This is a genomic window from Longivirga aurantiaca (assembly GCF_042660085.1).
In the GTDB taxonomy this organism is placed as follows: domain Bacteria; phylum Actinomycetota; class Actinomycetes; order S36-B12; family CAIYMF01; genus Longivirga; species Longivirga aurantiaca.
Genome location: NZ_JBHSTI010000003.1, coordinates 14475 through 37629 on the forward strand (window position 1 = coordinate 14475; position 23155 = coordinate 37629).

The following is a 23155-nucleotide window of genomic DNA, read 5'->3' on the forward strand; positions in this document are numbered from 1 at the left end:
CTAGGCAGACGGCACGAAGGCGACGTACACCGAGTTGGTCGCCGCACGCTCCTGCAGCGGGTTGGGGAACTCGACGACGTCGCAGCGCACGTCGACGAACGCCGTGCGCAGCACCGCGAGGTAGTCGTCGTCGGGCGGGTCGTTCGACCACAGCGTGAAGACGCCGCCGGGCCGCAGCCGCGACGCCAGCACCCGCACGCCGTCCGCCGTGTAGAACGGCGCGTGGCTCGGGTGCAGCAGGTGCCGCGGCGAGTGGTCGATGTCGACGACGATCGCGTCGTACCGGCGTACGGGGTCCCCGGCGGAGTAGCCGCCGGATGCCGTGAGCGCGAAGAAGTCGCCGTGCAGCAGGGTGCAGCGCGGGTCGGACGCCGCGGACACGCTCACCGGCACGAGCCCGCGCTGGTGCCAGTCGATCACCGGCGCGAGCGCGTCGACCACGACCAGTGACGCCACGCGCGGGTCGTCGAGCACTGTCTGCGCGGTGTAGCCGAGGCCGAGGCCGCCCACCACCACGTCGAGCGGCCGGTCGGGCGCCGCCGCGAGGGCGAGGCGAGCCACCTCGACCTCGGCGACGGTGAACACGCTCGACATGAGGTACTCGTCGCCGAGCTTCACCTCGTAGATGTCGTCGCCGCCGGACGGGTTGATGCGCCGCCACAGGCTGATGTCGCCCATCGGCGTGGGCACCAGGTCGAGCACCTCGAACCGAGCCGCCACCGCTCTGCACCCGCCTGCTGGTCGTGCCCTGCCCGCTGCAGCGATCCGCCAGGACGTCCCGGCGCTGCCACGAGTCAACCGCACCCACGCCCTATCCACGAGTAGCCGCCCGAGTCCTCGGTCCTGGGGCGCCACACCGAGGACTGCGGCGGTTGCTCGGGGGCTCTCGCGGGGAACAATGCGCGCACGCCCGTGCGTTGACCAGGGTCCGCCGACGAAAGGACCGCAGCCCGTGCCGGCAGCCACCACCACAGCGCCCACCTTCGACGAGCAGGCAGCCCTCCTGCGCAGCGTCGGCGTGGGCGCCGACCTCGAGGCCCTCCGTCCGTACGCCGACAACGCAGCGGCGACCGACCCCACCCACCTGCCGTTCGTCCTGGTCGCCGGCGGCCTCGACCTCGACGCCGCGATGGCTCACGTGATCGCGAAGGGCAAGCCCGGGCGGGTCGACATGACCCCGCTGCGGCCGCACGACTTCGCGCCGATCGAGGGCACCGAGCCGCCTGCCTCGCCGTACCTCCTGCTCGACGTCGATCTCGGTGCGCGGTTCCGCAACGCGACGCCGGAGGCCGCGCTGATCGCGCTGCGTGCGGAGGGCCGTACCCCGCTGACGATCGACGAGGGAGTGAGCATGCTGCTGCAGGTGCCCGATGCGCTGCACGCGCGCACGGCGTACAGCCTGCTCGCGAGCCGCCGGGCCGACCAGCGGGTGCCCGCGCTCTGGATGTCGTACGGCGCCCCCCGGCTCGGCTGGTGCTGGGACCGCAACCCCCACACCTGGCTCGGCTCCGCGTCTGCCGCCGCCCGCATCACCGTCTGACACGGCACCAAGATCGCGAGTGGGGGTCGAGGAGTGCAGTTCAACTGCCGTGATCGACCCTAGGGGTGCAGAAGTGCAGCGAGGGCGGCGTGGGAGGCCGTCGTACGCCGGCCCAGCCGCCCGAGGTGCGCGGCGTTGTGTCGCTGCGGGGTCGTAGGGTGCCGGGGTGAGCACCGAGCCCCCCACGAGCGCCGCGCCCACCGCTGGCGCGCTGCCGGGGCTGTTCGTGGCGTTCGAGGGTGGCGACGGCGCGGGCAAGTCGACCCAGGCGCGCGCGCTCGCCGCAGCGCTGGAAGGCGCGGGCCGCGAGGTGGTGCTCACCCGCGAGCCGGGCGGCACCCCCGCCGCCGAGGCGATCCGCGACGTCGTGCTCACGCCCCAGTACGCCGGCCTCGACGCCCGGGCCGAGGCGCTGCTGTTCGCGGCCTCGCGCGGCGAGCACGTCGCGCGCCTGGTGCGCCCCGCCCTCGAGCGCGGCGCCGTCGTCATCACCGACCGCTACCTCGACTCCTCGATCGCCTACCAGGGGATCGCCCGCGGCCTCGGCCTCGAGGTCGTGGAGCAGCTCAACCTCTGGGCCACGCGCGATCTCCTGCCCCACCTCACCGTGCTGCTCGACGTCGAGGCCGGCACGGGCCTCGACCGCGTCACCGACCCCAACCGGCTCGAGGACGAGCCGACGTCGTTCCACGCCGTCGTCGTCCAGGCGTTCCGCGACCTGGCCGCCCGTGAGCCCGGGCGCTACCTCGTGATCCCTGCGTCGGGAAGCCGCGAGGAGATCGCCGCCACCGTGCTCGCCCGAGTGCAGACCCTCCTCGCTGACACTGATCAATCCGTCGCTTCCGGGGCTGGGAAGCAGCGGATTGACCAGTCTGAGCAGGGGGTGTCATGAGCGACGTCTTCAGCGGGCTCGTCGGGCAGGACAACGCCGTCGCGCTGCTGCGCGCCGCGGCCGCCGACGCCCCTGCAGCCCGCGCCGGGCAGCACTCCACCGCGATGACGCACGCCTGGCTCATCACCGGCCCTCCCGGGTCGGGCCGCAGCACAGCCGCGCTCGCCTTCGCCGCGGCGCTCGTCTGCCCGCAGGGCGGCTGCGGCACCTGCCAGGAGTGCACGTCGGTGCGGCACTCCGCGCATGTCGACGTCGAGCACGTCGTGCCCGAGTCGGTCACCTACGCCGTCGACGAGACGCGCGAGCTCGTACGCCGGTCGAGCATCTCGCCGTCGCGCGCGCCCTGGCACGTGTTCGTGCTCGAGGACGCCGACCGCCTCAACCCCGAGAGCGCCAACACTCTGCTCAAGTCGATCGAGGAGCCCACGCCGGGCACTGTGTGGATCCTCTGCGCGCCGAGCACCGAGGACGTGCTCCCCACGATCCGCTCGCGCTGCCGCCACCTCATGCTCGCCACCCCCACCACCGCCGAGGTGGCCGATGCGCTGCAGCGGGTGCTCGGGGTCGATCCCGCGATGGCGTCGTTCGCCGCCCGCGCCGCGCAGGGCCACATCGGCCGCGCCCGCGCGCTCGCCACCGACGAGAGCGCGCGCCTGCGCCGGCAGGACGTCCTGCGCATCCCGAGCCAGCTGCGCGACCTCGGCTCGTGCCTCGCGCTCGCCGCCGACCTCGTGGCCACCGTCACCGAGGACGCCGCCTCGATCTGCGACCCGCTCGACTCCGACGAGATGTCGGCGCTGCGGGCGGCGTACGGCGAGGGCTCGGAAGGACGCGGCATCGGCACCGTCGAGCGCCGCGCGAAGGGCGCGCTGAAGGCGTTGGAGGACAGGCAGAAGCGGCGCCGGCGCCGGGTCGTGCGCGACCAGCTCGACCGCGCGATCGTCGACCTCATCGCGTTCTACCGCGACGTGCTCGTCGTGCAGCTCGGGGCGGCGTCGCCGCTCGTGAACGACGAGATGCGCCCGCAGATCGAGCGCCTCGCGGCCGAGTCGTCGCCCGAGGACACGCTGCACCGCGTCGACGCGCTCGAGCGCACCCGCAACCTGCTCGAGGCCAACGTCGCGCCGCTGCTCGCCTTCGAGTCGCTCACCGTGAGCCTGCGCGACCCCTCGCTCGTCTGAGACCGAGCCTGGTACCTCGTCAGACGGTGCGGCGGAACTGCCCGCCGACGTCGAACAGCGCCTGCGTGATCTGCCCGAGCGAGCACACGCGCACGGCCGACAGCAGGGCCTCGAACAGGTTGCCGCCCGAGACCGCGGCGTCCTGCAGCGCGGCGAGCGCCTCGGGTGCCTCCGCCTGGTGCCGCTCCTGGAACGCGCGCAGCCGGTCGAGCTGCGACTGCTTCTCGTGCTCGGTCGCACGGGCGAGCTCGAGTCCGTGCGCGGTCTCGCAGTCGGAGGACGACGCGGGCGCGAGGAACGTGTTGACGCCGATGATCGGCAGCGAGCCGTCGTGCTTGCGGTGCTCGTAGAGCATCGACTCGTCCTGGATCCTGCCGCGCTGGTAGCCGGTCTCCATCGCGCCGAGCACACCGCCGCGGTCGGAGATGCGCTCGAACTCGGCGAGCACGGCCTCCTCGACGAGGTCGGTGAGCTGCTCGACGACGTACGAGCCCTGGAGCGGGTTCTCGTTCATCGACAGGCCCCACTCCTTGTCGATGATCATCTGGATGGCGAGCGCGCGGCGCACCGACGACTCGCTCGGCGTGGTGACCGCCTCGTCGTACGCGTTGGTGTGCAACGAGTTCGCGTTGTCGTAGAGGGCGCAGAGCGCCTGCAGCGTGGTGCGGATGTCGTTGAAGTCCATCTCCTGCGCGTGCAGCGAGCGGCCGCTGGTCTGCACGTGGTACTTCAGCTTCTGCGCGCGCTCGTCCGCGCCGTACTTCTCCTTCATCGCCACGGCCCAGATGCGGCGCGCGACGCGGCCGATCACGGTGTACTCGGCGTCCATGCCGTTGCTGAAGAAGAACGACAGGTTGGGCGCGAAGTCATTCACGTCCATGCCGCGCGCGAGGTACGACTCGACGTAGGTGAACCCGTTCGACAGCGTGAACGCGAGCTGGCTGATGGGGTTCGCCCCGGCCTCGGCGATGTGGTAGCCGCTGATCGAGACCGAGTAGAAGTTGCGGACGTCGTGCTCGATGAACCACTGCTGGATGTCGGCCATCGCGCGCAGCGAGAACTCGGTCGAGAAGATGCAGGTGTTCTGGCCCTGGTCCTCCTTGAGGATGTCGGCCTGCACCGTGCCGCGGACGGTCGACACCGTGCGGGCGCGGATCGCGTCGAGCTCGCCGGCGTCGGGCTCACGGCCCTCGTCGGTGCGGAAGCGCTCGACCTGCTGGTCGATCGCGGCGTTGAAGTACATCGCCAGGATCGTGGGCGCCGGGCCGTTGATGGTCATCGAGACCGACGTGGTCGGCGAGCAGAGGTCGAACCCTGCGTACAGGTCCTTCATGTCGTCGAGCGTCGCGATCGAGACGCCGGACGTGCCCACCTTGCCGTAGACGTCGGGCTGCGGCGCGGGGTCGCGGCCGTAGAGCGTGACGGAGTCGAACGCCGTCGACAGGCGCGTGGCCGGCTGACCCTGCGAGAGCAGGTGGAAGCGCCGGTTGGTGCGTGCGGGGTCGCCCTCGCCGGCGAACATCCGCGCGGGCGCCTCGCCCTCGCGCTTGAACGGGAAGACGCCGGCGGTGAAGGGGTAGGAGCCGGGCAGGTTCTCCGCGCGAAGGAACCGGAGCAGCGAGCCGTGGTCGTCGTCCGGGGGGAGTGCCACGCGCGGCACGTGGCTGCCCGAGAGCGTCTCGCGCGTGAGCGGCGTCGTGATCTCCTTGCCGCGCACGACGTACACCTGGTGGTCGCCGGTGTACGACGCCCTCACGGCCGGCCAGCCGTCGAGCAGCTCTCGGACCGAGGCGGGCATCGACTCGTGGGCAGCGCCGAGCAGACGACTGACGGCAGCGGCTGCGGAGGACTCGCCCTCGGCGGCGAGCAGGTCGAGCGTGGCCGAGAGCTGCTGCGCCTGGCGGGCGAGGGCTGCGAGCCGCTGGGTCTCCGCGTGGTAGCCGCGGACGGTGCTGGCGATCTCGGCCAGGTAGTGCTCGCGGCCGCGGGGGAGCACACGGGCGATGTGGGTGGAGAAGCGCGTGGTCACCGGCGCGAGCGTGCCGTCGAACTCGCGCAGGCCCTTCGCGGTGAGCAGGCTCTTGAGCTCCTGGTAGAGCGCGGTCACGCCGTCGTCGTCGAAACGCGCTGCGCTCGTGCCGAAGACGGGCATGTCCTCCCACGGCGTGCCGAACGCCTCGCGGTTGCGCACCATCTGGCGCGCGACGTCGCGACGCGCGTCCTCGGCGCCGCGGCGCTCGAACTTGTTGACCGCGACGACGTCGGCGAAGTCGAGCATGTCGATCTTCTCGAGCTGCGAGGCGGCGCCGTACTCCGGCGTCATGACGTAGAGGCTCACGTCGGCGTGCGACGAGATGGCGACGTCGCCCTGGCCGATTCCGGGCGTCTCGACGATCACGAGGTCGTAGCCGGCGGCGCGGCAGGCGGCGACGGCGTCGTCGAGCGACGGCGGGACGACGGTGTTGGCGTCGCGCGTGGCGAACGAGCGGAAGAAGACGACGTCGGGATCGATCGAGTTCATGCGGATGCGGTCGCCGAGCAGGGCGCCGCCGCCGCGGCGGCGCGTGGGGTCGACGGCGAGGACGGCGATACGGAGCTTGTCCTGGCTGTCGCGGCGCAGCCGGCGTACGAGCTCGTCGGTGAGCGACGACTTGCCCGAGCCGCCTGTGCCGGTGATGCCGAGCACGGGCGCGGGGTGAACCGCGGTGGCGGTGCGCAGCTCGGCCGCGAGCTCGGGCCGGCGTCCGGACTCGAGCACGGTGAGCGCGCGCGCGAGCGCAGTGACGTCGCCCGTGCGGAGCGCGGTGACGTCGACCTCGCCGCCTGCGAGATCGACGTCGCAGGTGCGGATGAGCTCGTTGATCATTCCGGGCAGTCCGAGGCGCTGGCCGTCGGCGGGGGAGAAGATGCGCACGCCGACGGCGGCGAGCGCGTCGATCTCCTCGGGCACGATCACGCCGCCACCACCGCCGAACACGCGCACGTGGCCGGCGCCGCGCTCGCGCAGCCGCTCGACGAGGTAGGTGAAGTACTCGACGTGCCCGCCCTGGTACGACGAGACCGCGATCCCCTGGACGTCCTCCTGCACCGCGGCGGTGACGACGTCCTCGACGCTGCGGTCGTGGCCGAGGTGCACGACCTCGGCGCCCTGGGCCTGCAGCAGCCGCCGCATGATGTTGATGGCGGCGTCGTGCCCGTCGAACAGGCTCGCGGCCGTGACGAAGCGGACGGGGTTCACGGGTGCGTGCAGGGCGGCCGGGTCCACGGCTCCTCCTCGGGTCGGCCCGGGATCGCCGGGTGGGAAAATAGTAGGACGTCCGACTATTTGAAGGCAATGGGCCAGCGGCTACGATCGGACGGTGACCGAGGAGCCGCGCGACCCCATCGCCGAGGCCCACCGCCAGTGGGTCGCGCACGGGTGGGAGGACGCCGCCGACGGCATGGCCGCGATCACCTCGCTCATGCGCGCGCACCAGATCGCGATGTCGCGGGTGGAGGCGGTGCTGCGGCCGCTCGGGATCTCGTTCGCGCGGTACGAGACGCTCATGCTCCTGCACCTGTCGCGGCGGCACGCGCTGCCGATGCGCGTGCTCGGGTCGCGGCTGCAGGTGCACCAGACGAGCGTGACCAACGCCGTCGACCGGCTCGAGGCCGCAGGCCTCGTCGTACGCACGCCGCACCCGGACGACCGCCGCTCGACCCTGGTCGAGATCACCCCCGAGGGCTCCGCGCTCGCGGAGAAGGCCACCGCAGCGCTGAACGAGCAGGTCTTCGCCGATCCCGGGCTCCCGGCGTCCCAGGTGACCAGCCTGGTCTCGGTGCTGCGCCGCTACCGCCAGGGCGCCGGCGACTTCTGACCCCGCGTCGTCGTTCGCGAGTTACTGCCCGAATGGTCGTTGAAGGGCATCGCTCAGCGACCCTTTGGGCAGTAACTCGAGACGCCTGCCGGCGTCAGGACGATGCGGTGCGCAGGCCCTCGGCGTACGCCGTGAGCGCGTCGGCGGCCGGGCCGAGCACGTCGTCGCCGCTGCGGCCGAGGTCGGGCGAGGCCAGCATCGTGGAGGCGGCGGCGAGCAGCCGGTCGTAGACCGCGACGCCCTGCGCGAGCCGGCCGCGCACCTGCTCGGCGGCGTCCGTGGCGGCCGTCGCGGCGGTCGAGCCGGGCAGCTCGCGGCGCACCTGGTCGAGCACGGCGAGGCGGGCGACCTGCGCGGTGAATGCGGGCGCGGCCTCGTCGTCGGCAGCCTTGAGCTCCTTGCCGGCGTCCGGGTGGAGCGAGGCGACGGCCGGCACCATGCTGACGAGCTGCCGGCGTACGGCGGCCAGGCCCTGCGACTCGGTGAATCCGATGGCGTCGCGGCGCAGGTCGTCGGCGCGGGTGATGGCAGACATCGTGGGCGGCTCGGGCGGGGTGATCGTGCGCGAGCGGTGCCGGGCGCTGACGGCACGGACGGCGAACAGGGCCGACCCCAGCAGCCACCACCATGGTGCGCCGGGGATGACGCCGTTGTCGGTGGCGACGGTGGCGGCGTCGATGAGGCCGAGCGTGCCTGCCGAGGCGGCGATCGCGGTGCTGGTGACCGCGCGCGACCGGAGGTCGACGACGCGCTTCTGGTGCTTGGTGACGGCCTTGGCGTGGGCCTCCATCGCCTTCGCGTGCTCTCGGGTGGCCTTGGTGCCCGATCCCTGGGCGAGCGCGTACGCCTCCGCGACGTCGAGCCCCTGCTCGACGAGCGCGGTCACCCGCTCGGCCAGCTTGGCGACGTCCTTGCCCACACCCCCACGGTAAGCCCGCACCCCCGCCCCGGTCATGCCCGATCCCCGACCCGGCAGTTTGCGATGAAGGAGTCCTTCATCCAATAGACCCGAACAATCCTTCCCACCATGAGACAAGGGAAGCGGGCCCGGTCGGGGCCGGTCGTGCCCACGGCGTGATCTGTGCGGGTGTACGCATCCGACCAGAAGGCCCAGATCCAGTGCACGTCCGCCGCGGCAATCCGGCTCACGACGATGATGGGAACCTGAGTACTGCTCTATTGGATGAAGGTCGCCTTCATGTGGAACCCCGTAGGCTCGGGGGATGCCGGTGGAGAGCGCGGAGCTGCATCTGGACGACCCGGTGCTGGGTTCGGTCGTGCTGGACGCGGTCATGGCGGGGGCGGACGACGGCATCCCCGTGCTCCTGCTGCACGGCTGGCCGCAGACCTCCCTGTCGTGGCGGCAGGTCATCCCGCCGCTGGCGAGCTCGGGCTGCAAGGTCGTGGCGGTCGACCAGCGCGGCTACTCGCCGCAGACCCGCCCCGTCGACGTCTCGGCGTACGCGCTGCCGCACCTCGTGCACGACGCCGTCGGCATGATCGAGGCGCTCGGCTGGGAGAGCGCGCACGTCGTGGGGCACGACTGGGGCGCGGTCGTCGCCTGGGCCCTCGCCGCCCAGCGCCCCGAGCTCGTCCGCACCCTCACCGCCGTCTCGGTGCCGCACCCGCAGGCGTTCAACGCCGCGCTGAAGTCCGACCCCGTGCAGTGGAAGAAGTCGGCGTACATGGCGCTGTTCCGCACCGCGCCCGGCAAGGCCGCGCAGGTGCTGCTGCGCGACGGCGCGAAGGCGCTGCGCGAGGTGTACGGCGATGCCGTGCACAAGGTCGACGTCGAGCGGTACGTCGAGTTCTTCAGCGACGACGACGCGATGGAGGCGTCGCTGCGGTGGTACGCCGCGATGGGCGGCGACCAGTTCAAGGACATCGGACCGGTCGACGTGCCGACCACGTTCGTGTGGGGCAACGACGACGTCGCGATCGGCGCGCAGGCCGCGCGCGGGTGCGGCGAGTGGTGCCGCAACGACTTCGAGATGCGCGTGCTCACCGACCGCGGCCACTGGATCCCTGACGAGGACCCCGACGCGCTCGTCGACGCGATCCTCGCCCGGATCGGCTGAGGTGCAGAGGATCCCGCGGATGACGAGCCACGTGGACGTGCAGCGACCGTCGTACGCCGACGGCAGGAGGTGCGCGTCGTGCCGATGATGATGGCGGTGACGTTCACCCGTGCCGGTCGCCTCTACTACCTCGACGCCGGGGACGTGACGGCGAAGGTCGGCGACAAGGTGCTCTACCCGACGTCGTCCTCGCCCGAGGTGGCCGAGGTGGTGTGGGGCCCGGAGTGGGTCAGCGACGATGTCGGCGGCCTGCCCGTCTGCGCTGGCAGAGCGGGGCAGGAGGACGAGCGCCGCGACGAGACCAACAAGAAGAAGCGCGCCGAGATCCAGGTGGCGGCGCAGAAGCTCATCCGCGCGTCGAAGCTGCCGATGAAGGTGAGCGGCGTCGACTGGTCGGACGTCGGCCACGAGTCGGGCCGCGCCACCGCCACGGTCTACTTCACCGCTCCCACCCGCGTCGACTTCCGCCAGCTCGTCCGCGACCTCGCGCAGACGATCGACGCGAAGGTGGTGCTCACGCAGCTGTCGGCGCGCGACGACGCGCGCGTGCAGGGCGGGATCGGCTCGTGCGGCCGCGACACGTGCTGCTCGACGTTCCTCGTCGACTTCGAGCCGGTCACGGTGCGCATGGCGCGCGACCAGGACCTGCCCGCCAACCCGATGAAGATCTCGGGTGCCTGCGGCCGGCTCATGTGCTGCCTGAAGTACGAGCACCCGATCTACGACGAGTTCCGCGCGACCACGCCGGCCGTCGGCACCAAGGTCGAGACGCCCGAGGGCGACGGCAAGGTCGTGGCGCACGACGTGCCGCGCGACCAGGTCGTCGTACGCCTCGAGGCGGGCGGCAAGGCCACGGTCTGCGACCGCGCCTCGGTCTGCGCGAGCCGCGCGGCCTACGACTCCCGCTGACCACCGGCTGCTCGAGCTGCTCGCGTGCCATACGGCGTCACGCGCGGTGACGTCGGCCACCCGGGACGGCCCGCCCGTGCGGGTGACGGCGGAACTCGCGGCGTCGGCGGGGCGTCCCACCTTCGGAAGATGGCAGGGTGGTCCTGCCCCACCGTCTGCAGTCCGGAGCCCGCGCAGTGACCTCTCGCCCGAACCGACTGTTCCCGGGCTCGCGCACCCGGCGTGTGCTCCACGGGTCGGCGGCACTCATATCGGTTGCGCTGCTCGCCGCCTGCACGCAGGCCCCGGACCCCGGCACGTCGGTCACGCCCACCACTACGCCGAGCGGCTCGTCGTCCGAGTCGCCGTCGTCGGGCGGTGACGGGCTCGCGCAGTTCTACGGCCAGAAGATCGCGTGGAAGGGCTGCGGCGGGTCGTTCCGCTGCGCCGATCTCACGGTGCCGCTCGACTACTCCCAGCCCGACGGCGACACCCTCGCCATCGCCCTCATCAAGCTGCCCGCGGCCGACGAGGCCAACCGCATCGGCTCGCTCGTGCTCAACCCCGGCGGCCCCGGCAGCTCGGGCGTCGACTACGCGCGCGCAGCCCGCGCCGTCGTCGACGAGAAGGTGCGCGACGTCTACGACGTCGTCGGCTTCGACCCGCGAGGCGTGGGCAGGTCGGACGCCGTGAAGTGCCTGACGGACGCGCAGACCGACGCCTTCATGGCAGCCGACGCGACGCCCGACACCCCCGAGGAGGTCGCGCAGCTCGAGAAGGACTCGAAGAAGTTCGCCGACGCCTGCGCGAAGAACTCCTCGAAGCTGCTCGCCCACATCGGCACCGAGAACGCCGCCCGCGACATCGACGTGCTGCGCGCGGCGCTCGGCGACAAGCAGCTCAACTGGCTCGGCGCGTCGTACGGCACGCTGCTCGGAGCGACGTACGCCGGCCTCTTCCCGGACAAGGTCGGCCGGATGGTGCTCGACGGCGCGCTCGACCCGGCGCTGTCGAACAACGAGCTCTTGCACGGCCAGGCCAAGGGCTTCGAGCTCGCGTTGCAGCACTTCGTCGAGGACTGCGCCAAGCAAGCCGACTGCCCGCTGCCGCGCGACGAGCAGGCCGGCGTCGACCGCATCAAGCAGTTCCTCGACGACCTCGACGCGAACCCGCTCGCCACCGGCGACCCGAAGCGCCCGCTGACCCAGGCGCTCGCGGCCAACGCGATCCTCGGCTATCTCTACGTGCCGCCGTTCGACTGGGAGCAGCTGCGCTTCGGCCTGCAGCTCGCCTTCGAGGGCGACGGCTCGGTGCTGCTGTCGATGCTCGACGCGCGCGTGCAGCGGACCGAGGACGGGAAGTTCGCCTACAACCCCTACTCGTCGTTCCTGTCGATCAGCGCCGTCGACCGGCCGGACCGACCGACGACGGCGGAGTCGGCCGACATGGCCGCGATGTGGGAGAAGGAGTCGCCGGTCTTCGGCGCTTACCTCGGCTGGGGCACCCTCGTCTTCGGCTACTGGCCGGTCGAGGCGACCGGCACGCCGGGCGAGATCACGGCGCCCGGCACCGGGCCGATCCTCGTCGTCGGCACCACGTACGACCCGGCCACGCCGTACCCCTGGGCGCAGGCCCTTGCCAAGCAGCTCGAGGGCGGTGTGCTCCTGACCCGCGTCGGCGACGGGCACACGGCGTACGGCATGGGGTCGCCCTGCATCGACGAGGCGATCGACACCTACCTGGTGACCGGTGAGCCGCCGGCCGACGGCACCATCTGCCGCTGACCTGCGGTTTCGCTCCCGTTCACGGGTGCAGCGGTCGGCCGCGAACGGCGTACGGCCGATTCGGAGGCATGGCCGGGGGTCGGGTATCGTTCCGACTCGTGCTCGCCGCCTGCGGCGACCACGCCGCCTTAGCTCAGTCGGTCAGAGCGACGCACTCGTAATGCGTAGGTCATCGGTTCGATTCCGATAGGCGGCTCCACAGCGCCACCTGCGGTGATACCGCCGGTGGCGCTTTCAATTGGGCTGGCTTTCCGGGTCACTCGTCCCCATCTCGTCCCCGATCATCGTGTCGAGCCTGCGAACGGCGCTGTTGAGGTGGTCGGCGGACAGCAGGTGCCCGTAGGTGTCGTGGGTGGTCCGGCTGGACTGGTGGCCGAGCAGCGACTGGACGCTCTTGAGGTCGGCGCCGGCGGCGATGAATAGCGACGCCGCCGTGTGGCGCAGGTCGTGGGGCCGGTGACCGACAGCGGTCGTCCAACCGACGGCGCGCCTCCAGTTCGACTCGCTGATCAAGCCGCCGCCGGGTGCCGAGAAGAGCGGCTCATTATGGCCCTTGCCTTCCATGCGGGCGAGCACCAGCGGCACGGCGGCGTTGGCGACGGGGACGCTCCGGCGCCGGCGCCCCTTGGGGTACGGCTTCAGGCTGGCTTTGCCTCCGCCGTGGTCGTAGATGACGGTCCGGCTCACGTCCAGCGTCATGGTCGTCCCTCCCGTGACGGAGGTGCCGATCATGACGTCGCCGACGCGCAGCCCCGCGACCTCGCCCCAGCGAAGGCCGGTGAGGCCGAGCACCAGCGTGATGTCTGCCTGCGGGCTGCGTTCAAGCTGCTCCTGGTACAGCGCGCGGAGGGCTGTGAGCGTGAGGGGTCGTGCCCGCTGAGCCTGTTCATCTCGGCCGCGTCCGGGTGCGCGGCGGACGGTGACGTCGGAGGCGACGTTCTGGGTGATCCGGCCGTCGCGGGTGGCGAAGCTGAGCAGGGCCTTGAGCGTGGCAAGGACGCGCGTCGCCGTTGCCGGCGACAGCCGCTTGTCGCTGACCAGGGTGCGGGCGAACTCCTCGACGTCGGTGCGCCGAATGACGCCGATGGGCTTCTTGCCGAGGGTGGGCAGGATGTGGACGGCGAGTGCGCTCTGGTCGCTCTGGAAGGTTCGGCGTTCGACCTGAGGCTCGCGCACCGGCAGCCACTGCGCGGCGAGCTCGGCGAGCGTCGCCCGGCCCAGGGCGGGATCGACCCAGCCCGAGCTGTCGATGCGGGCGCGCTGCTGCCGCTCCCAGGCTTCGGCCTGGCGGCGCTGCGCGAAGGTCTGGTCGGCGACGACGCGGCCGCGGACCTTCACGCGGACGCGGTAGCGGCCCGCCTCGGTCTTGTTGATCATGGTGAGACTCCTGGAGCACGGTTTCCTCCGGTATCGCAGCCACCGCCGACAGCGGACAAGCAGTGGGCGCGCCGGCCTGTGGACGACACGCGGAGATCGCTCAGCGCTGGCGGTCGGCGACGCTGGGCGCAGCCTCCGTCAGCACCTCGCCGTCCAGCACCCGCCGAAGGCAGGCGGTGGGGATGCGGATGAGCTTGCCCATGCGCACGACCGGGGTGGGCCAGGCGCCGGTGCGGACAAGCTCGTAGGCCAGCCCGCGACCGATGCCCAGGACGCTTGCAGCTGTGGGGAGGTCGACGAGAGGCGGGAGCTGCGCGAGTTCGATGTGGGTCATGGGCGTCTCCTGGCGGGTGGGTGCCACCTGGCAGCGGCAGGTACCACCAGGTGCGCGTCGAGAGGCCTCGACACGCATCGGCCGCTGCCCGAGTCCGTCACCGAGTCCGTCACGGACTCCGTCATCAGTGGACGATGGTGCGTGACTCCGTCACCAACTCCGTCACCGACTCCGTCACGACATGGACGGTGGCGCCGGCGCTGTCATGGAGTCCGTCACCGACTCCGTCACGGCGTCAAGGGCGGTGCCGGCGCTGTCATGGAGTCCGTCACCGACTCCGTCAGTGCGTCCATGGGCTCCCGCACGTTGAGGACCCCGACTCCGGCCGCGGCATCGAGGTCGTTGCCTCGCTGTTTGATCGACGCATTCGGCTTCGCGTGTTGTCCACAGGTGGGCACGTGACGTTGACGCGGGTTCGTTCGCCATCGGTCACCTTGGCGAACTGGAGGCCACCATGGACGACGTCGACGATGCGGGAGCCCCCGCGCGGGCGGCGCTGGAGATTGCTTTGGTGGGCCTTCTGGCCGATCTGCGCCGGCACAGGCGCGACCACGTCGTGTCCCTCGGCGTCGTCGGCGCCACGGGGCGCCTGAGCGCCATCCTGCAGACTCTGAGCACGAGGACGACGGGCCACGGCGTGCGCTCCGGCGGGCCGGCCGAGCGCTTGGTGTCGGCGCGTGCCGCCGTGGCCTTCCTGGTCGACGACGCCGAAGCCTTGGGGCTGTCAGCCCACCTGCTCCTGCTGCTGGCCCGGGCGGCGCACGCTCTCTCGGAGGCCGAACGCGTGCTCCTCCCGGGCTCCTGGGAATCAAGCTGACCGGCGAGTGGACCACCCGACCGCTGGCGCCGGGGTATCCAGATACCAGTGTGTGCGGCGTTCTAGGTCTTGCCCGTGACGGAGTCGGCGGCCGTCATCGTTCGCCTTGTGGCTCGGCTCCTGACGCCCGCAAGGCGCACCGCAACTGCACGAGGGGCCAGTTGACCGCACCGCTCGAGCCGTGCCGGGTTGTGACATCTGCTGCGGCATGGTTTGGGCGCCAGAGTGCCTGCTGTGGCTGCGGAATCGGGCCGCGACGGCCGAATGCTCCTTGGAGCCAGAGGAGTGGACGCTGCCGATCTTGATCGTTTCACCGTGGTGGTGAGAATGGGTGGGTCACTCGGCGACGTCGTAAAGACTCTGGTGCGGCTGAGCCCGTAGAACAGTGCGGTGCGGGGTGCCCGGGTCGCCGGATTGCTGCCGTTGAGCGCGTGGGTCTGTCTCCCGTCCAGAGCTCCCTCCGGGTGGCGCCGTGGCGCCGGTGCAGTGCCGGGGCCATGAGGGTGCGGAGGCGCGTGATGGATGTCGTCTTCGATCGGGTGGCGGGGCTCGATATCGGGAAGAAGCTGGTGGTGGTGTGCGTGCGCACACCGGGGGAGCGGGGGCGGCGGGTCTCGCAGATCCGCACGTTCCGCACGATGACCCGCCACGTCGAGGTGCTGGGCGAGTGGCTGGTCGAGGAGGGTGTGCAGGTCGCGGCGATGGAGTCGACCGCCACCTACTGGAAGCCGGTGTTCTACGGCTTGGAGGACCGGGTGGAGTGCTGGCTACTCAACGCGGCTCACATGAAGGCGGTGCCGGGCCGCAAGACCGACGTGCGTGACGCGGAGTGGATCGCGCAGTTGGTCGAGCACGGGCTGGTGCGGCCCTCGTTCGTGCCTCCGCCGTCGGTGCGCCGGCGGCGGAACCTGACCCGCTACCGGGTGCAGCTGATGGGTGACCGGACCCGGCATGCGGGCAGGCTGGAGAAGCTGCTCGAGGATGCCTCGATCAAGCTGTCGTCGGTGGCCTCGAACATCACCGTGACCTCCTCGCGGGAGATGCTGGCCGCGCTGGTGGCCGGTGACCGGGACCCTTCGGTGATGGCCGACATGGCGCACTCCTCGCTGCGCCGCAAGATCCCTGACCTGACCGAGGCGCTGATCGGCCGGTTCGACGATCACCACGCGCTGCTGGTGGGGGCGATGCTGCGTGAGCTCGACCTGGTCGATGAGGCGCTGGTCCGGCTCGATGCGCAGATCGAGGCGGAGATGACGCCGTGGGCCCACGAGCTCGATCTGCTGCGCACGATCCCCGGGATCGGTCCGGTGGTGTCCCAGGCGTTCATCGCCGAGACCGGCGGGGACATGTCCCGGTTCGGGTCGCCGGAGTCGCTGGCGGCGTGGGTCGGTGTCGCACCTGCGGTGCACGAGTCCGCCGGCAAGCGCACACCCGCCGGCTCGCGGCGGGGCAACAAGTGGCTGACCGCGGCGCTGGTCGAGGGTGCGCACTCCGCAGCGCAGTCCAACGGGACCTACCTCGCCGCTCAGTACGCGCGCCTGGCCTCGCGTCGCAGCGGCAAGCGCGCTGCGGTGGCGGTCGCGCACTCCATGCTCGTCTCGGCCTAGTGGATGCTGGTCCGTGACGAGCCCTACCAGGACCTCGGCCCTGACTGGTTGTCCAAGCGCAACGACCAGGCGCACACCCGACGCCTGGTCGCGCAGCTCGAGCGGCTCGGCCACACCGTCGTCCTGGACCCCGTCGCCTAACACCTACGACCGCCGGAAACCGTTCCGGGCCAGTTCATCCGGGCTGCGCCCGGATGCTGTCGCGCCCTGGTGCACTTCATTCTCGGGTCAGTCCGCGCTGGCGATCTTGATCGTTGGGTTGTGGGGATGAGAATGGTGGGGCCGCTCGGCGACGCCCTTTCACTCTGGTGCCGGAGAGCCCGAAGAAGAGTCCGGTGCGGGGACCTCGGGTGTGTCGAAGTTGTTGCTGCGAGCACGTGGGTCTGTATCCATGGCAGAGGTCCCTCCGGGTGGCGTCTCGTTCGCTGATGGTCGGGGGTGGTCGTGATGGATGTGTTGTTCGGCCGGGTTGCCGGGATCGATGTCGGCAAGGCGACGGTGACGGTGTGCGTGCGGACACCGGGCACCGGTCGTCGGAAACGCGGATGTTCGGCGACGATGACCAGGTCGCTGGTGGTGATGGCGGACTGGCTCGAGGAGTGCGGTGTGACGCTGATGGCGATGGAGTCGACCGCGACGTACTGGAAGCCGACCTTCTACTGTCTCGAGGAAGGGATGGAGTGCTGGCTGCTCAACGCCGCGTATATGAAGGCGGTCCCCGGCCGCAAGACCGATGTGCGTGATGCGGAGTGGATCGCTCAGCTCCTGGAACACGGGCTGGTGAGTCCGTCGTTCGTGCCGCAGCCGGAGGTCCGCACCTTGCGGAACCTGACGCCGTACCGGCTCCAGCTGATGGGGGATCGGACCCGGGCCGCGGGTCGGTTGGAGAAGCTGCTCGAGGCGCCTCGATCAAGCTGTCGGTGGTCGCGTCGAACATCACCGCGACGTCGTCGCGGGAGATGCTCGCTGCGCTGGTGGCCGGCGAGCGGGACGCGGCGGTGATGGCCGACCTCGCGCACTCACGCTGCGGCGCAAGATCCCGATCTGACCGATGCGTTGACCGGGCGCTTCGACGATCACCACGCGGCGATCGTCGGGCAGCGGCAACCAAACTGGAGCAGACCGAGACCGGACTTCGGGGCATCGACGCCGAGCTCGAGATCCGGATGGTGCCCTCCGCGCGGCAGCTTGAGCTGCTGGGCACCATCCCGGGTGTCGGGTTGGTGACTGCGCAGGGCTTCATCGCCGAGACCGGTGGCGACATGTCGAAGTTCGGGTCGCCCGAGCGCCTGGCGGCCTGGGTCGGCCTGGCCCCTGCGATCCACGAGTCGGCCGGGAAGCGAACGCCGGCGGGATCCCGCCGGGGGAGCAAGTTCCTGACGTCAATGTTGGTCGAGGCCTCGAACTCCGCATCGCGCACGAAGAACACCTACCTCGCATCGCAGTTCAAACGGATCGCCTCCCGGCGAGGCCACGGTCGAGCGGCGGTCGCCGTCGCGCACTCCAGGCTGGTCTCCGCCTATTGGATGCTCGTGCGCGACGAGCCCTACCAAGACTTGGGGCCGGACTGGCTGACCAAGCGCAATGACGAGGCGCACGCACGGCGCCTTGTCGCCCAGCTCGAACGGCTCGGCCACACCGTCGTCCTGGACCCCGTCGCCTAACACCTACGACCGCCGGAAACCGTTACGGGGCAGTTCATCCGGGCCGCGCCGGATGCTGTCGCGCCCTCGTGCACGTCATTCTCGGGTCAGTGGACGCTGGGCCTGAGCAGCTCGCTGCGCCAACGTTCCGCAAGGGGAAGCCGGACGGTCCGATGGTTGCGCGGTGGTCGGCCGCCGCTCATGGACCAGGTCGGTCGGGAGGGCCGTTCGCCGATGTCAGTCACGGTCACCCCCGCCGGGGGTGCGGCTCGCTTCTGGCCCGATGTACTCAGGCGTCGAGCAGTCCCTCGCCATGGAGGTGTTCGAAGACAAGAACCGCCCGGACACGGGGCTGGTGATCTGCGAGACGCCGACGAACCCGACCCTGGAGCTGCTCGAAATCTCCGACGTCGTGGCGCAGGCGGGTGAGGTGCCCGTGCTGGTCGACTCGACGTTCGCAACCCCCGTCCTCCAGCAGCCCGCCCAGCACGGCGCGGCCCTGGTCATGCACAGCGCGACCAAGTTCCTCGGGGGCCACGGCGACGTGATCGGAGGTGTAGTGGCGTGCGAGGAGGACTGGGCCGGGCGGCTGCGCGGGGTGCGGGCGATCACGGGTGCTCTGCTGCACCCGCTCGCCGCCTATCTGCTGCAGCGCGGACTGCCCACGCTCCCGCTGAGAGTCGAAGCGCAGCAGCGCACCGCCACCGAGATCGCGACCTGGGTCAGCAGCCATCCCGCCGTTACCGCGGTGCACCACCCGAGCCTGCCGGGCGCCGATCCATTGGGGCTCTTGGGCAAGCAGCAGGCCGGGCCGGGCAGTCTGCTGGCGCTCGACGTGCTCAGCGAGGGACCTGCTGCGCGTCGCGTCGTCGAATCGCTGCAGCTGATCACTCACGCGGTCTCCCTCGGGGGGATCGACTCGCTGGTGCAGCATCCGGCCTCGCTCACGCACCGACCGGTCGAGGCCTCGGCGCGCCCGCACGAGTCCCTCCTGCGTATGTCCGTGGGGCTCGAGGACGCCGAGGACCTCATCGCCGATCTCGACAACGCACTACGTGCGCCGTGATGGTGGAATGGCACTCGCGTTCCTTCGCGTCTGGCGGCGAGGCCGACCTCGAGCTGCTCGACGAGATCCAGCGTCGGGTGCTGTGGCTGGCCGTGCGGATGGTCGACTCCGCCAACCACGACCGTGATGCCAGCGACGGGGTGAAGGTCGGTGGGCACCAGGCGTCGAGCGCGTCACTGGTCACAGCGATGACCGCGCTCTGGTTCGCCCATCTCGAGGCACAGGACCGCGTGGCGGTGAAGCCGCACGCGTCGCCTGTGCTGCACGCGATGAACTATCTGCTCGGCGATCTCGACCGGTCCTACCTCACCCGGCTGCGCGCGCGTGGTGGCCTGCAACCCTATCCGTCGCGCACCAAGGATGCCCGATGCTCACCGTCATCGGTCCGGCGAACCCGTCCAGGTAGCGCTTGCCATCGGTGTCGTAGAGGAAGACCCCGTGGCCGCGGTCGACGGTGGGGTAGTGCCGGTGGACGTGCTGCTTGAGCCGGGCGCTGTCGGCCATGGCGGGTCCTGTCCTGGGCGGGCGTCTCCGCGGCCACGGCGGTCGGTCGGCCCCGGGCCGTGCTGCTGTGGTCGGGCAGAGGGGTCAGCGGGTCTCGAGGTCGTACGCGGCCCGGAACGCGGCGTGCACCTCGTCCCTGGTCCACGCGACGGGCGACATGGTGACGAAGAAGTCCTGCAGGGCGAGATCGGTGAGCAGGTCCAGCTCGTCCTCGGTCACGCCGACGTCGCGCAGGACCGGGAACCGGAGGTCAGCGAGGATCTGTCGGATCGCCCGCACGCAGCGCGACCCGTCCGAGGTGCCGTCCTGGGGGACGCCGAGGGCGTCGGCCACCCGCTCGAGCTGGTCCGGGACGTGCGCAGCCTCACGCTCGAGCGTCTCGGCGAGGACGAGGCCGATGGTGAGGCCGTGTGGCACGTGCTTGACCCCGCCGATCGCCTGGCCGAGCGAGTGCTCCGCCGTGCAGTCGGAGATGTTCATCGTCAGGCCCGCCATCGTGCTGCCGCACGCCATGTCGGCGCGGGCCGCGGCATCCGACCCGTCCTTGGTCGCCCGGGCCAGCGAGCGTCCCATCATGCGGATCGCCTCGAGCGCGATCGCGTCGCCGATCGGTGTGCGCACCTTCGCCACCATGCCGGCGATGGCCTGGGCGAGCGCGTCGATCCCGGTATTGGCGGTCATCGACGGTGGCATCGAGTAGGTCAGCCGCGGGTCGACCAGCGCGTACTGCGGACGCAGGCTCGGGTTGGCGATGCCCGACTTGGTGTTGTTCTGCAGGTCGGAGATGACCGCGCCGCCGGACACCTCCGAGCCGGTGCCGGCGCTGGTGGGCAGCGCGATCAGCGACCGGGACGGCGTCGGGTAGGTGCGGTCGGAGGCGAGGAAGCCACGGAAGTCCACGCCGAGCTCCGCGCACAGGCGGGCGGCCTTGGCCGTGTCGATGACCGAGCCGCCCCCGATCGCCACGACCACGCCGGCTCCGGACGCGGCGAGCGTGGCGATGGCGTCGTCGACAATCTCGATGCTCGGCTCGCCGGCCGGCTTGTGGAAGAAGGTGGTCTCGAGCCCGGCGTCGTTCGTCAGCTGGCCCACCAGCGCCGCGGCCGCGGGGTTGAACTGCTCGATCCCCTCGTCGAGCATGACGAAGGCCCGCGTGTCGCCCGCCTCGCGCACGACGTCGTTCAGCGTGTCGGCCACTCCCTCGCCGAAACGGATCCTGACGGGGAGGTGGTTGGCGAAGGCCGTGATCGGCTGGGACATGGGGTGCTCCGTTCCGTTGGTCGTCTCGAGGTGGTCAGGCGTCGGTACGGCGCTGCGACGCCGCCTCGACAAGAGCACTGAAGAACGCGGTCATGCGGGGCTTCTCGGGGTGCCATTGAACCCCGACGGTGAACCGGTTGGCAGGCCACTCGAGGGCCTCGACGCAGCCGTCCGAGGTGGCCCGCGCCGCGACCGTGGCGCCAGGCGCGACCGTGGCCACGCCCTGGTGGTGGTGGGAGTTGGTCTGGAGCGTGTCGGCGCGCACGATGCCCGCCAGGGCGGTGCCCTCCGCCACCCGCGTCTCGTGGAACGTGGTGTGGTCCAGGTGCCCGGGTGCCGGGCGGTGGTCGGAGAAGCCCGCGTGCACGAGGTCCTGGTGCAGCGTCCCGCCACCCGCCACGTTCATCACCTGCAGGCCGCGGCACACGCCGAGGAGGGGGACGTCCCGTTCGATCGCGCGGCGGACGAGCGGGATCTCGTAGCTGTCCCGCACGTGCGAGGTCTCCTCGAGCAGCTCGTGCGGGTGCTCGCCGTACTCGAGGGGATCGAGATCGGCGCCGCCGACGAGCAGGAGACCGTCGACGCGCTCGAGCACCTGGTCCATCGCGTCGGGGTCGCCGCCCCCGAGCGGCGGCACGATGATCGGCAGCCCGCCTGCCTCCCAGACCGCCGCGAGGTAGGTGTCGGCGACGAGGTGGGCGTGCTCGTGCCAGAACCCCCACTGCGCCGTCGTGAACACGGCGGGGATCCCGATCACCGGTCGCGTCGTCATGCTGCCTGCCTCTCGTCGGTCGTGCTCGCGGTCGATCAGATGGGCAGGGCGGGGTCGTCCACGCCGATGGTCCGGCGGCCCTGGAAGAACCGAACCATGTCGGTGGGGCCGTGCCCGCCGATCCCGGCGTTGTTCCAGAAGGTCTGCTCCGAGCCGTCGGCGAGGTCGGCGAGCTTGCACCCGTTGACGCGGACCTCGCCCGCCGGGATGCGCGCGGCCACCTCGAGCGCAGCGGCCGTGTCCGCTCCGAACACGAAACCCGCCAGGCCGGTCTCCGGTCCCTCCGCCGCGGCGACGGCGTCGGCCACCGTCGGCACGGCGTGGACGGTGATCGCCGGCCCGAACAGCTCCCGGGTCGAGGCGGCGGCGGGCAGCCCCACGATCAGCGACGGCGCGAAGAACCAGCCGTCGAGGTCCGGGACCTCGGCCGTGGCCAGGCGGGTGCCGCCCGCTGCCACCAGCCGGTCGACCTCCTCCTCGACCCGTGAGCGGTGCAGCTCGTACGCCAGCGGCCCGACGTCCGTCGCCTCGTCGAGGCAGTGGCCGACGACGACCGAGCCGAGCCGGTCCAGCAGCGCCTCGACCAGCGGGTCGTGCAGGTGCTGCGGGACCAGAACCTTCCCCGGAGCCTCGCACCACTGGCCGTTGAGCTTGGTCATGCCGTCGACGAGAGCGGCTGCGGTGAGCTCGATGTCGGCGTCGTCGAGGACCACGGCCGGGTTGTGCCCGCCGAGCTCGAGCTGGAGGGCGGTGAAGTGCGGCGCCGCGGCCGTGGCGACCGCGCGACCCGCCGGTGCCCCGCCCGTGAACGAGATCGCGCGCACGCGCGGGTCGCCGGCCAGCTGGGAGCCCACGGCGGCGGCGCCGTGCACCAGCTGGAACGTCGCCGGCGGGAGCCCGTGGCGGCGCACCACCTCCTCGACCACGTCGGCGACGATCTGGCACCCGCCGGGCGCCCACTCCGACGGCTTGAGGATGACCGGGCAGCCGGCGGCGAGCGCGCTCGAGAGCTTCGCCACCGCGACGAAGGTGGGTGCGTTCCACGGGGCGAGCACGACAGCGGGACCGAGCGGTCGGCGCAGGAGCACCACGCTGCGGTCCGCGTCGAGCACGTCCGCCTCGCCCACGGAGCGCAGCTGCTCGAGCGAGCCGAGCACCCGCGGGCCGATGTAGGCGGCCATGGCCCGCGCCACCCGGATGGCGTTGCCGGTGGACATCGCGTCCTCGTAGGCGAGGTCCGCCGCACGCAGCGTCAGCCCGGCGGCGATGTCCTGGAGGACGGCCGCGCGCACGTCGATGGACAGCGTGGCCAGCGCCCCGCTCCGGTGCAGGGCGTCGGCGGCGGCCAGGGCCCGCTCCACCTGGTCCGACGCCGTGGCGAGCTGGGGCGCGAGCACGGCACCGGTGTTGGGGTCGGCGAGCGAGCCCAGGGTCACGGCGGGCTCCTGCCAGGCTCCGTCCACCAGGTCGACCTGGGGTCGGGGCGGCTGCAACGGGGGGAGGGTCGCCATCGTCATCCGTTCCTCGGGGTCGGGTCGGTCGCCGGTCCGGGGAT

Annotated in this window: 22 protein-coding genes, 1 tRNA gene and 1 pseudogene; 15 read left to right on the forward strand and 9 right to left on the reverse strand. The window is 71.5% G+C overall.

Going from position 1 to position 23155, the window contains the following annotated elements; genetic code table 11:
* Positions 1 to 720 carry a spermidine synthase gene (locus tag ACFQGU_RS03455; protein ID WP_386763970.1) on the reverse strand — a complete coding sequence of 240 codons (720 nt, stop codon included), beginning with the start codon at positions 718 to 720 and terminating at the stop codon, positions 1 to 3.
* A gap of 232 nt (positions 721 to 952) precedes the next feature.
* Between ACFQGU_RS03455 and ACFQGU_RS03460 the strand changes: the two genes are divergently transcribed.
* The 3 genes from ACFQGU_RS03460 to ACFQGU_RS03470 all read left to right on the forward strand — a co-directional run bounded on the left by ACFQGU_RS03460 (position 953) and on the right by ACFQGU_RS03470 (position 3613).
* Complete coding sequence (locus ACFQGU_RS03460) at positions 953 to 1540, forward strand: DUF5701 family protein (RefSeq protein ID WP_386763971.1); 588 nt, start codon at positions 953 to 955, stop codon at positions 1538 to 1540.
* A 166-nt stretch (positions 1541 to 1706) separates the two neighbouring features.
* Positions 1707 to 2432 (forward strand): dTMP kinase, encoded by a 726-nt coding sequence (gene tmk, locus ACFQGU_RS03465; protein WP_386763972.1) that lies wholly within the window; start codon positions 1707 to 1709, stop codon positions 2430 to 2432.
* Positions 2429 to 3613 carry a DNA polymerase III subunit delta' gene (locus ACFQGU_RS03470; RefSeq protein ID WP_386763973.1) on the forward strand — a complete coding sequence of 395 codons (1185 nt, stop codon included), beginning with the start codon at positions 2429 to 2431 and terminating at the stop codon, positions 3611 to 3613. The genes tmk and ACFQGU_RS03470 overlap by 4 nt, the downstream gene beginning before the upstream one ends.
* A gap of 19 nt (positions 3614 to 3632) precedes the next feature.
* Here ACFQGU_RS03470 and icmF read toward each other — a convergent pair whose 3' ends face one another.
* Complete coding sequence (gene icmF, locus ACFQGU_RS03475) at positions 3633 to 6878, reverse strand: fused isobutyryl-CoA mutase/GTPase IcmF (RefSeq protein ID WP_386763974.1); 3246 nt, start codon at positions 6876 to 6878, stop codon at positions 3633 to 3635.
* A gap of 94 nt (positions 6879 to 6972) precedes the next feature.
* Between icmF and ACFQGU_RS03480 the strand changes: the two genes are divergently transcribed.
* Positions 6973 to 7470: a MarR family winged helix-turn-helix transcriptional regulator gene (locus ACFQGU_RS03480; protein ID WP_386763975.1), complete on the forward strand. Its 498-nt coding sequence runs from the start codon at positions 6973 to 6975 to the stop codon at positions 7468 to 7470.
* Between the two features lie 94 nt (positions 7471 to 7564).
* On the opposite strand, the gene ACFQGU_RS03485 is transcribed toward ACFQGU_RS03480, so the two are convergent.
* Positions 7565 to 8389: a hypothetical protein gene (locus ACFQGU_RS03485; RefSeq protein WP_386763976.1), complete on the reverse strand. Its 825-nt coding sequence runs from the start codon at positions 8387 to 8389 to the stop codon at positions 7565 to 7567.
* 304 nt (positions 8390 to 8693) lie between these two features.
* Between ACFQGU_RS03485 and ACFQGU_RS03490 the strand changes: the two genes are divergently transcribed.
* From ACFQGU_RS03490 to ACFQGU_RS03505, 4 genes are all read left to right on the forward strand, one after another.
* Positions 8694 to 9548, forward strand: coding sequence for an alpha/beta fold hydrolase (locus tag ACFQGU_RS03490; protein WP_386763977.1), 855 nt, complete (start codon positions 8694 to 8696; stop codon positions 9546 to 9548).
* A gap of 78 nt (positions 9549 to 9626) precedes the next feature.
* A complete protein-coding gene (locus ACFQGU_RS03495; RefSeq protein WP_386763978.1) occupies positions 9627 to 10457 on the forward strand; it encodes a PSP1 domain-containing protein in 831 nt (276 codons plus the stop codon).
* 176 nt (positions 10458 to 10633) lie between these two features.
* Positions 10634 to 12220, forward strand: a complete 1587-nt coding sequence (locus tag ACFQGU_RS03500; protein ID WP_386763979.1) for an alpha/beta hydrolase — start codon at positions 10634 to 10636, stop codon at positions 12218 to 12220.
* 122 nt (positions 12221 to 12342) lie between these two features.
* A tRNA-Thr gene (locus ACFQGU_RS03505) sits at positions 12343 to 12419 on the forward strand.
* 35 nt (positions 12420 to 12454) lie between these two features.
* On the opposite strand, the gene ACFQGU_RS03510 is transcribed toward ACFQGU_RS03505, so the two are convergent.
* Both ACFQGU_RS03510 and ACFQGU_RS03515 read right to left on the reverse strand, forming a co-directional pair.
* Positions 12455 to 13558: a tyrosine-type recombinase/integrase gene (locus tag ACFQGU_RS03510; protein WP_386763980.1), complete on the reverse strand. Its 1104-nt coding sequence runs from the start codon at positions 13556 to 13558 to the stop codon at positions 12455 to 12457.
* A 139-nt stretch (positions 13559 to 13697) separates the two neighbouring features.
* Positions 13698 to 13931, reverse strand: coding sequence for a DNA-binding protein (locus ACFQGU_RS03515; protein ID WP_386763981.1), 234 nt, complete (start codon positions 13929 to 13931; stop codon positions 13698 to 13700).
* A 454-nt stretch (positions 13932 to 14385) separates the two neighbouring features.
* Between ACFQGU_RS03515 and ACFQGU_RS03520 the strand changes: the two genes are divergently transcribed.
* The 7 genes and pseudogenes from ACFQGU_RS03520 to ACFQGU_RS03550 form a co-directional block, all read left to right on the forward strand.
* Entirely contained in the window at positions 14386 to 14748 is a 363-nt protein-coding gene (locus tag ACFQGU_RS03520; protein WP_386763982.1) for a hypothetical protein, read from the forward strand.
* Between the two features lie 518 nt (positions 14749 to 15266).
* A complete protein-coding gene (locus tag ACFQGU_RS03525; RefSeq protein ID WP_386763983.1) occupies positions 15267 to 16355 on the forward strand; it encodes an IS110 family transposase in 1089 nt (362 codons plus the stop codon).
* Positions 16356 to 16358: 3 nt separating this feature from the next.
* Positions 16359 to 16496, forward strand: coding sequence for a hypothetical protein (locus ACFQGU_RS03530; RefSeq protein WP_386763984.1), 138 nt, complete (start codon positions 16359 to 16361; stop codon positions 16494 to 16496).
* Positions 16497 to 16802: 306 nt separating this feature from the next.
* On the forward strand, positions 16803 to 17357 hold the full coding sequence (locus tag ACFQGU_RS03535) for an IS110 family transposase (protein WP_386763996.1): 555 nt from the start codon (positions 16803 to 16805) through the stop codon (positions 17355 to 17357).
* Positions 17276 to 18019, forward strand: coding sequence for a transposase (locus ACFQGU_RS03540; protein ID WP_386763985.1), 744 nt, complete (start codon positions 17276 to 17278; stop codon positions 18017 to 18019). The genes ACFQGU_RS03535 and ACFQGU_RS03540 overlap by 82 nt, the downstream gene beginning before the upstream one ends.
* A gap of 163 nt (positions 18020 to 18182) precedes the next feature.
* Positions 18183 to 19064 carry a trans-sulfuration enzyme family protein gene (locus ACFQGU_RS03545; RefSeq protein ID WP_449280323.1) on the forward strand — a complete coding sequence of 294 codons (882 nt, stop codon included), beginning with the start codon at positions 18183 to 18185 and terminating at the stop codon, positions 19062 to 19064.
* Positions 19064 to 19426, forward strand: a pseudogene (locus ACFQGU_RS03550) (pyruvate dehydrogenase); the annotation flags it as partial. The gene ACFQGU_RS03545 and the pseudogene ACFQGU_RS03550, both read left to right, overlap by 1 nt.
* On the opposite strand, the gene ACFQGU_RS03555 reads toward ACFQGU_RS03550, so the two are convergent.
* The 4 genes from ACFQGU_RS03555 to ACFQGU_RS03570 form a co-directional block, all read right to left on the reverse strand.
* Positions 19371 to 19568: a hypothetical protein gene (locus ACFQGU_RS03555; RefSeq protein WP_386763997.1), complete on the reverse strand. Its 198-nt coding sequence runs from the start codon at positions 19566 to 19568 to the stop codon at positions 19371 to 19373. The pseudogene ACFQGU_RS03550 and the gene ACFQGU_RS03555 sit on opposite strands and share 56 nt — an antisense overlap.
* An 84-nt stretch (positions 19569 to 19652) precedes the next feature.
* Complete coding sequence (locus tag ACFQGU_RS03560) at positions 19653 to 20828, reverse strand: iron-containing alcohol dehydrogenase family protein (protein WP_386763986.1); 1176 nt, start codon at positions 20826 to 20828, stop codon at positions 19653 to 19655.
* A gap of 34 nt (positions 20829 to 20862) precedes the next feature.
* Positions 20863 to 21600 carry a gamma-glutamyl-gamma-aminobutyrate hydrolase family protein gene (locus ACFQGU_RS03565; protein ID WP_386763987.1) on the reverse strand — a complete coding sequence of 246 codons (738 nt, stop codon included), beginning with the start codon at positions 21598 to 21600 and terminating at the stop codon, positions 20863 to 20865.
* A 35-nt stretch (positions 21601 to 21635) separates the two neighbouring features.
* Positions 21636 to 23111, reverse strand: coding sequence for an aldehyde dehydrogenase family protein (locus ACFQGU_RS03570; RefSeq protein WP_386763988.1), 1476 nt, complete (start codon positions 23109 to 23111; stop codon positions 21636 to 21638).
* Positions 23112 to 23155 lie beyond the last annotated feature (44 nt).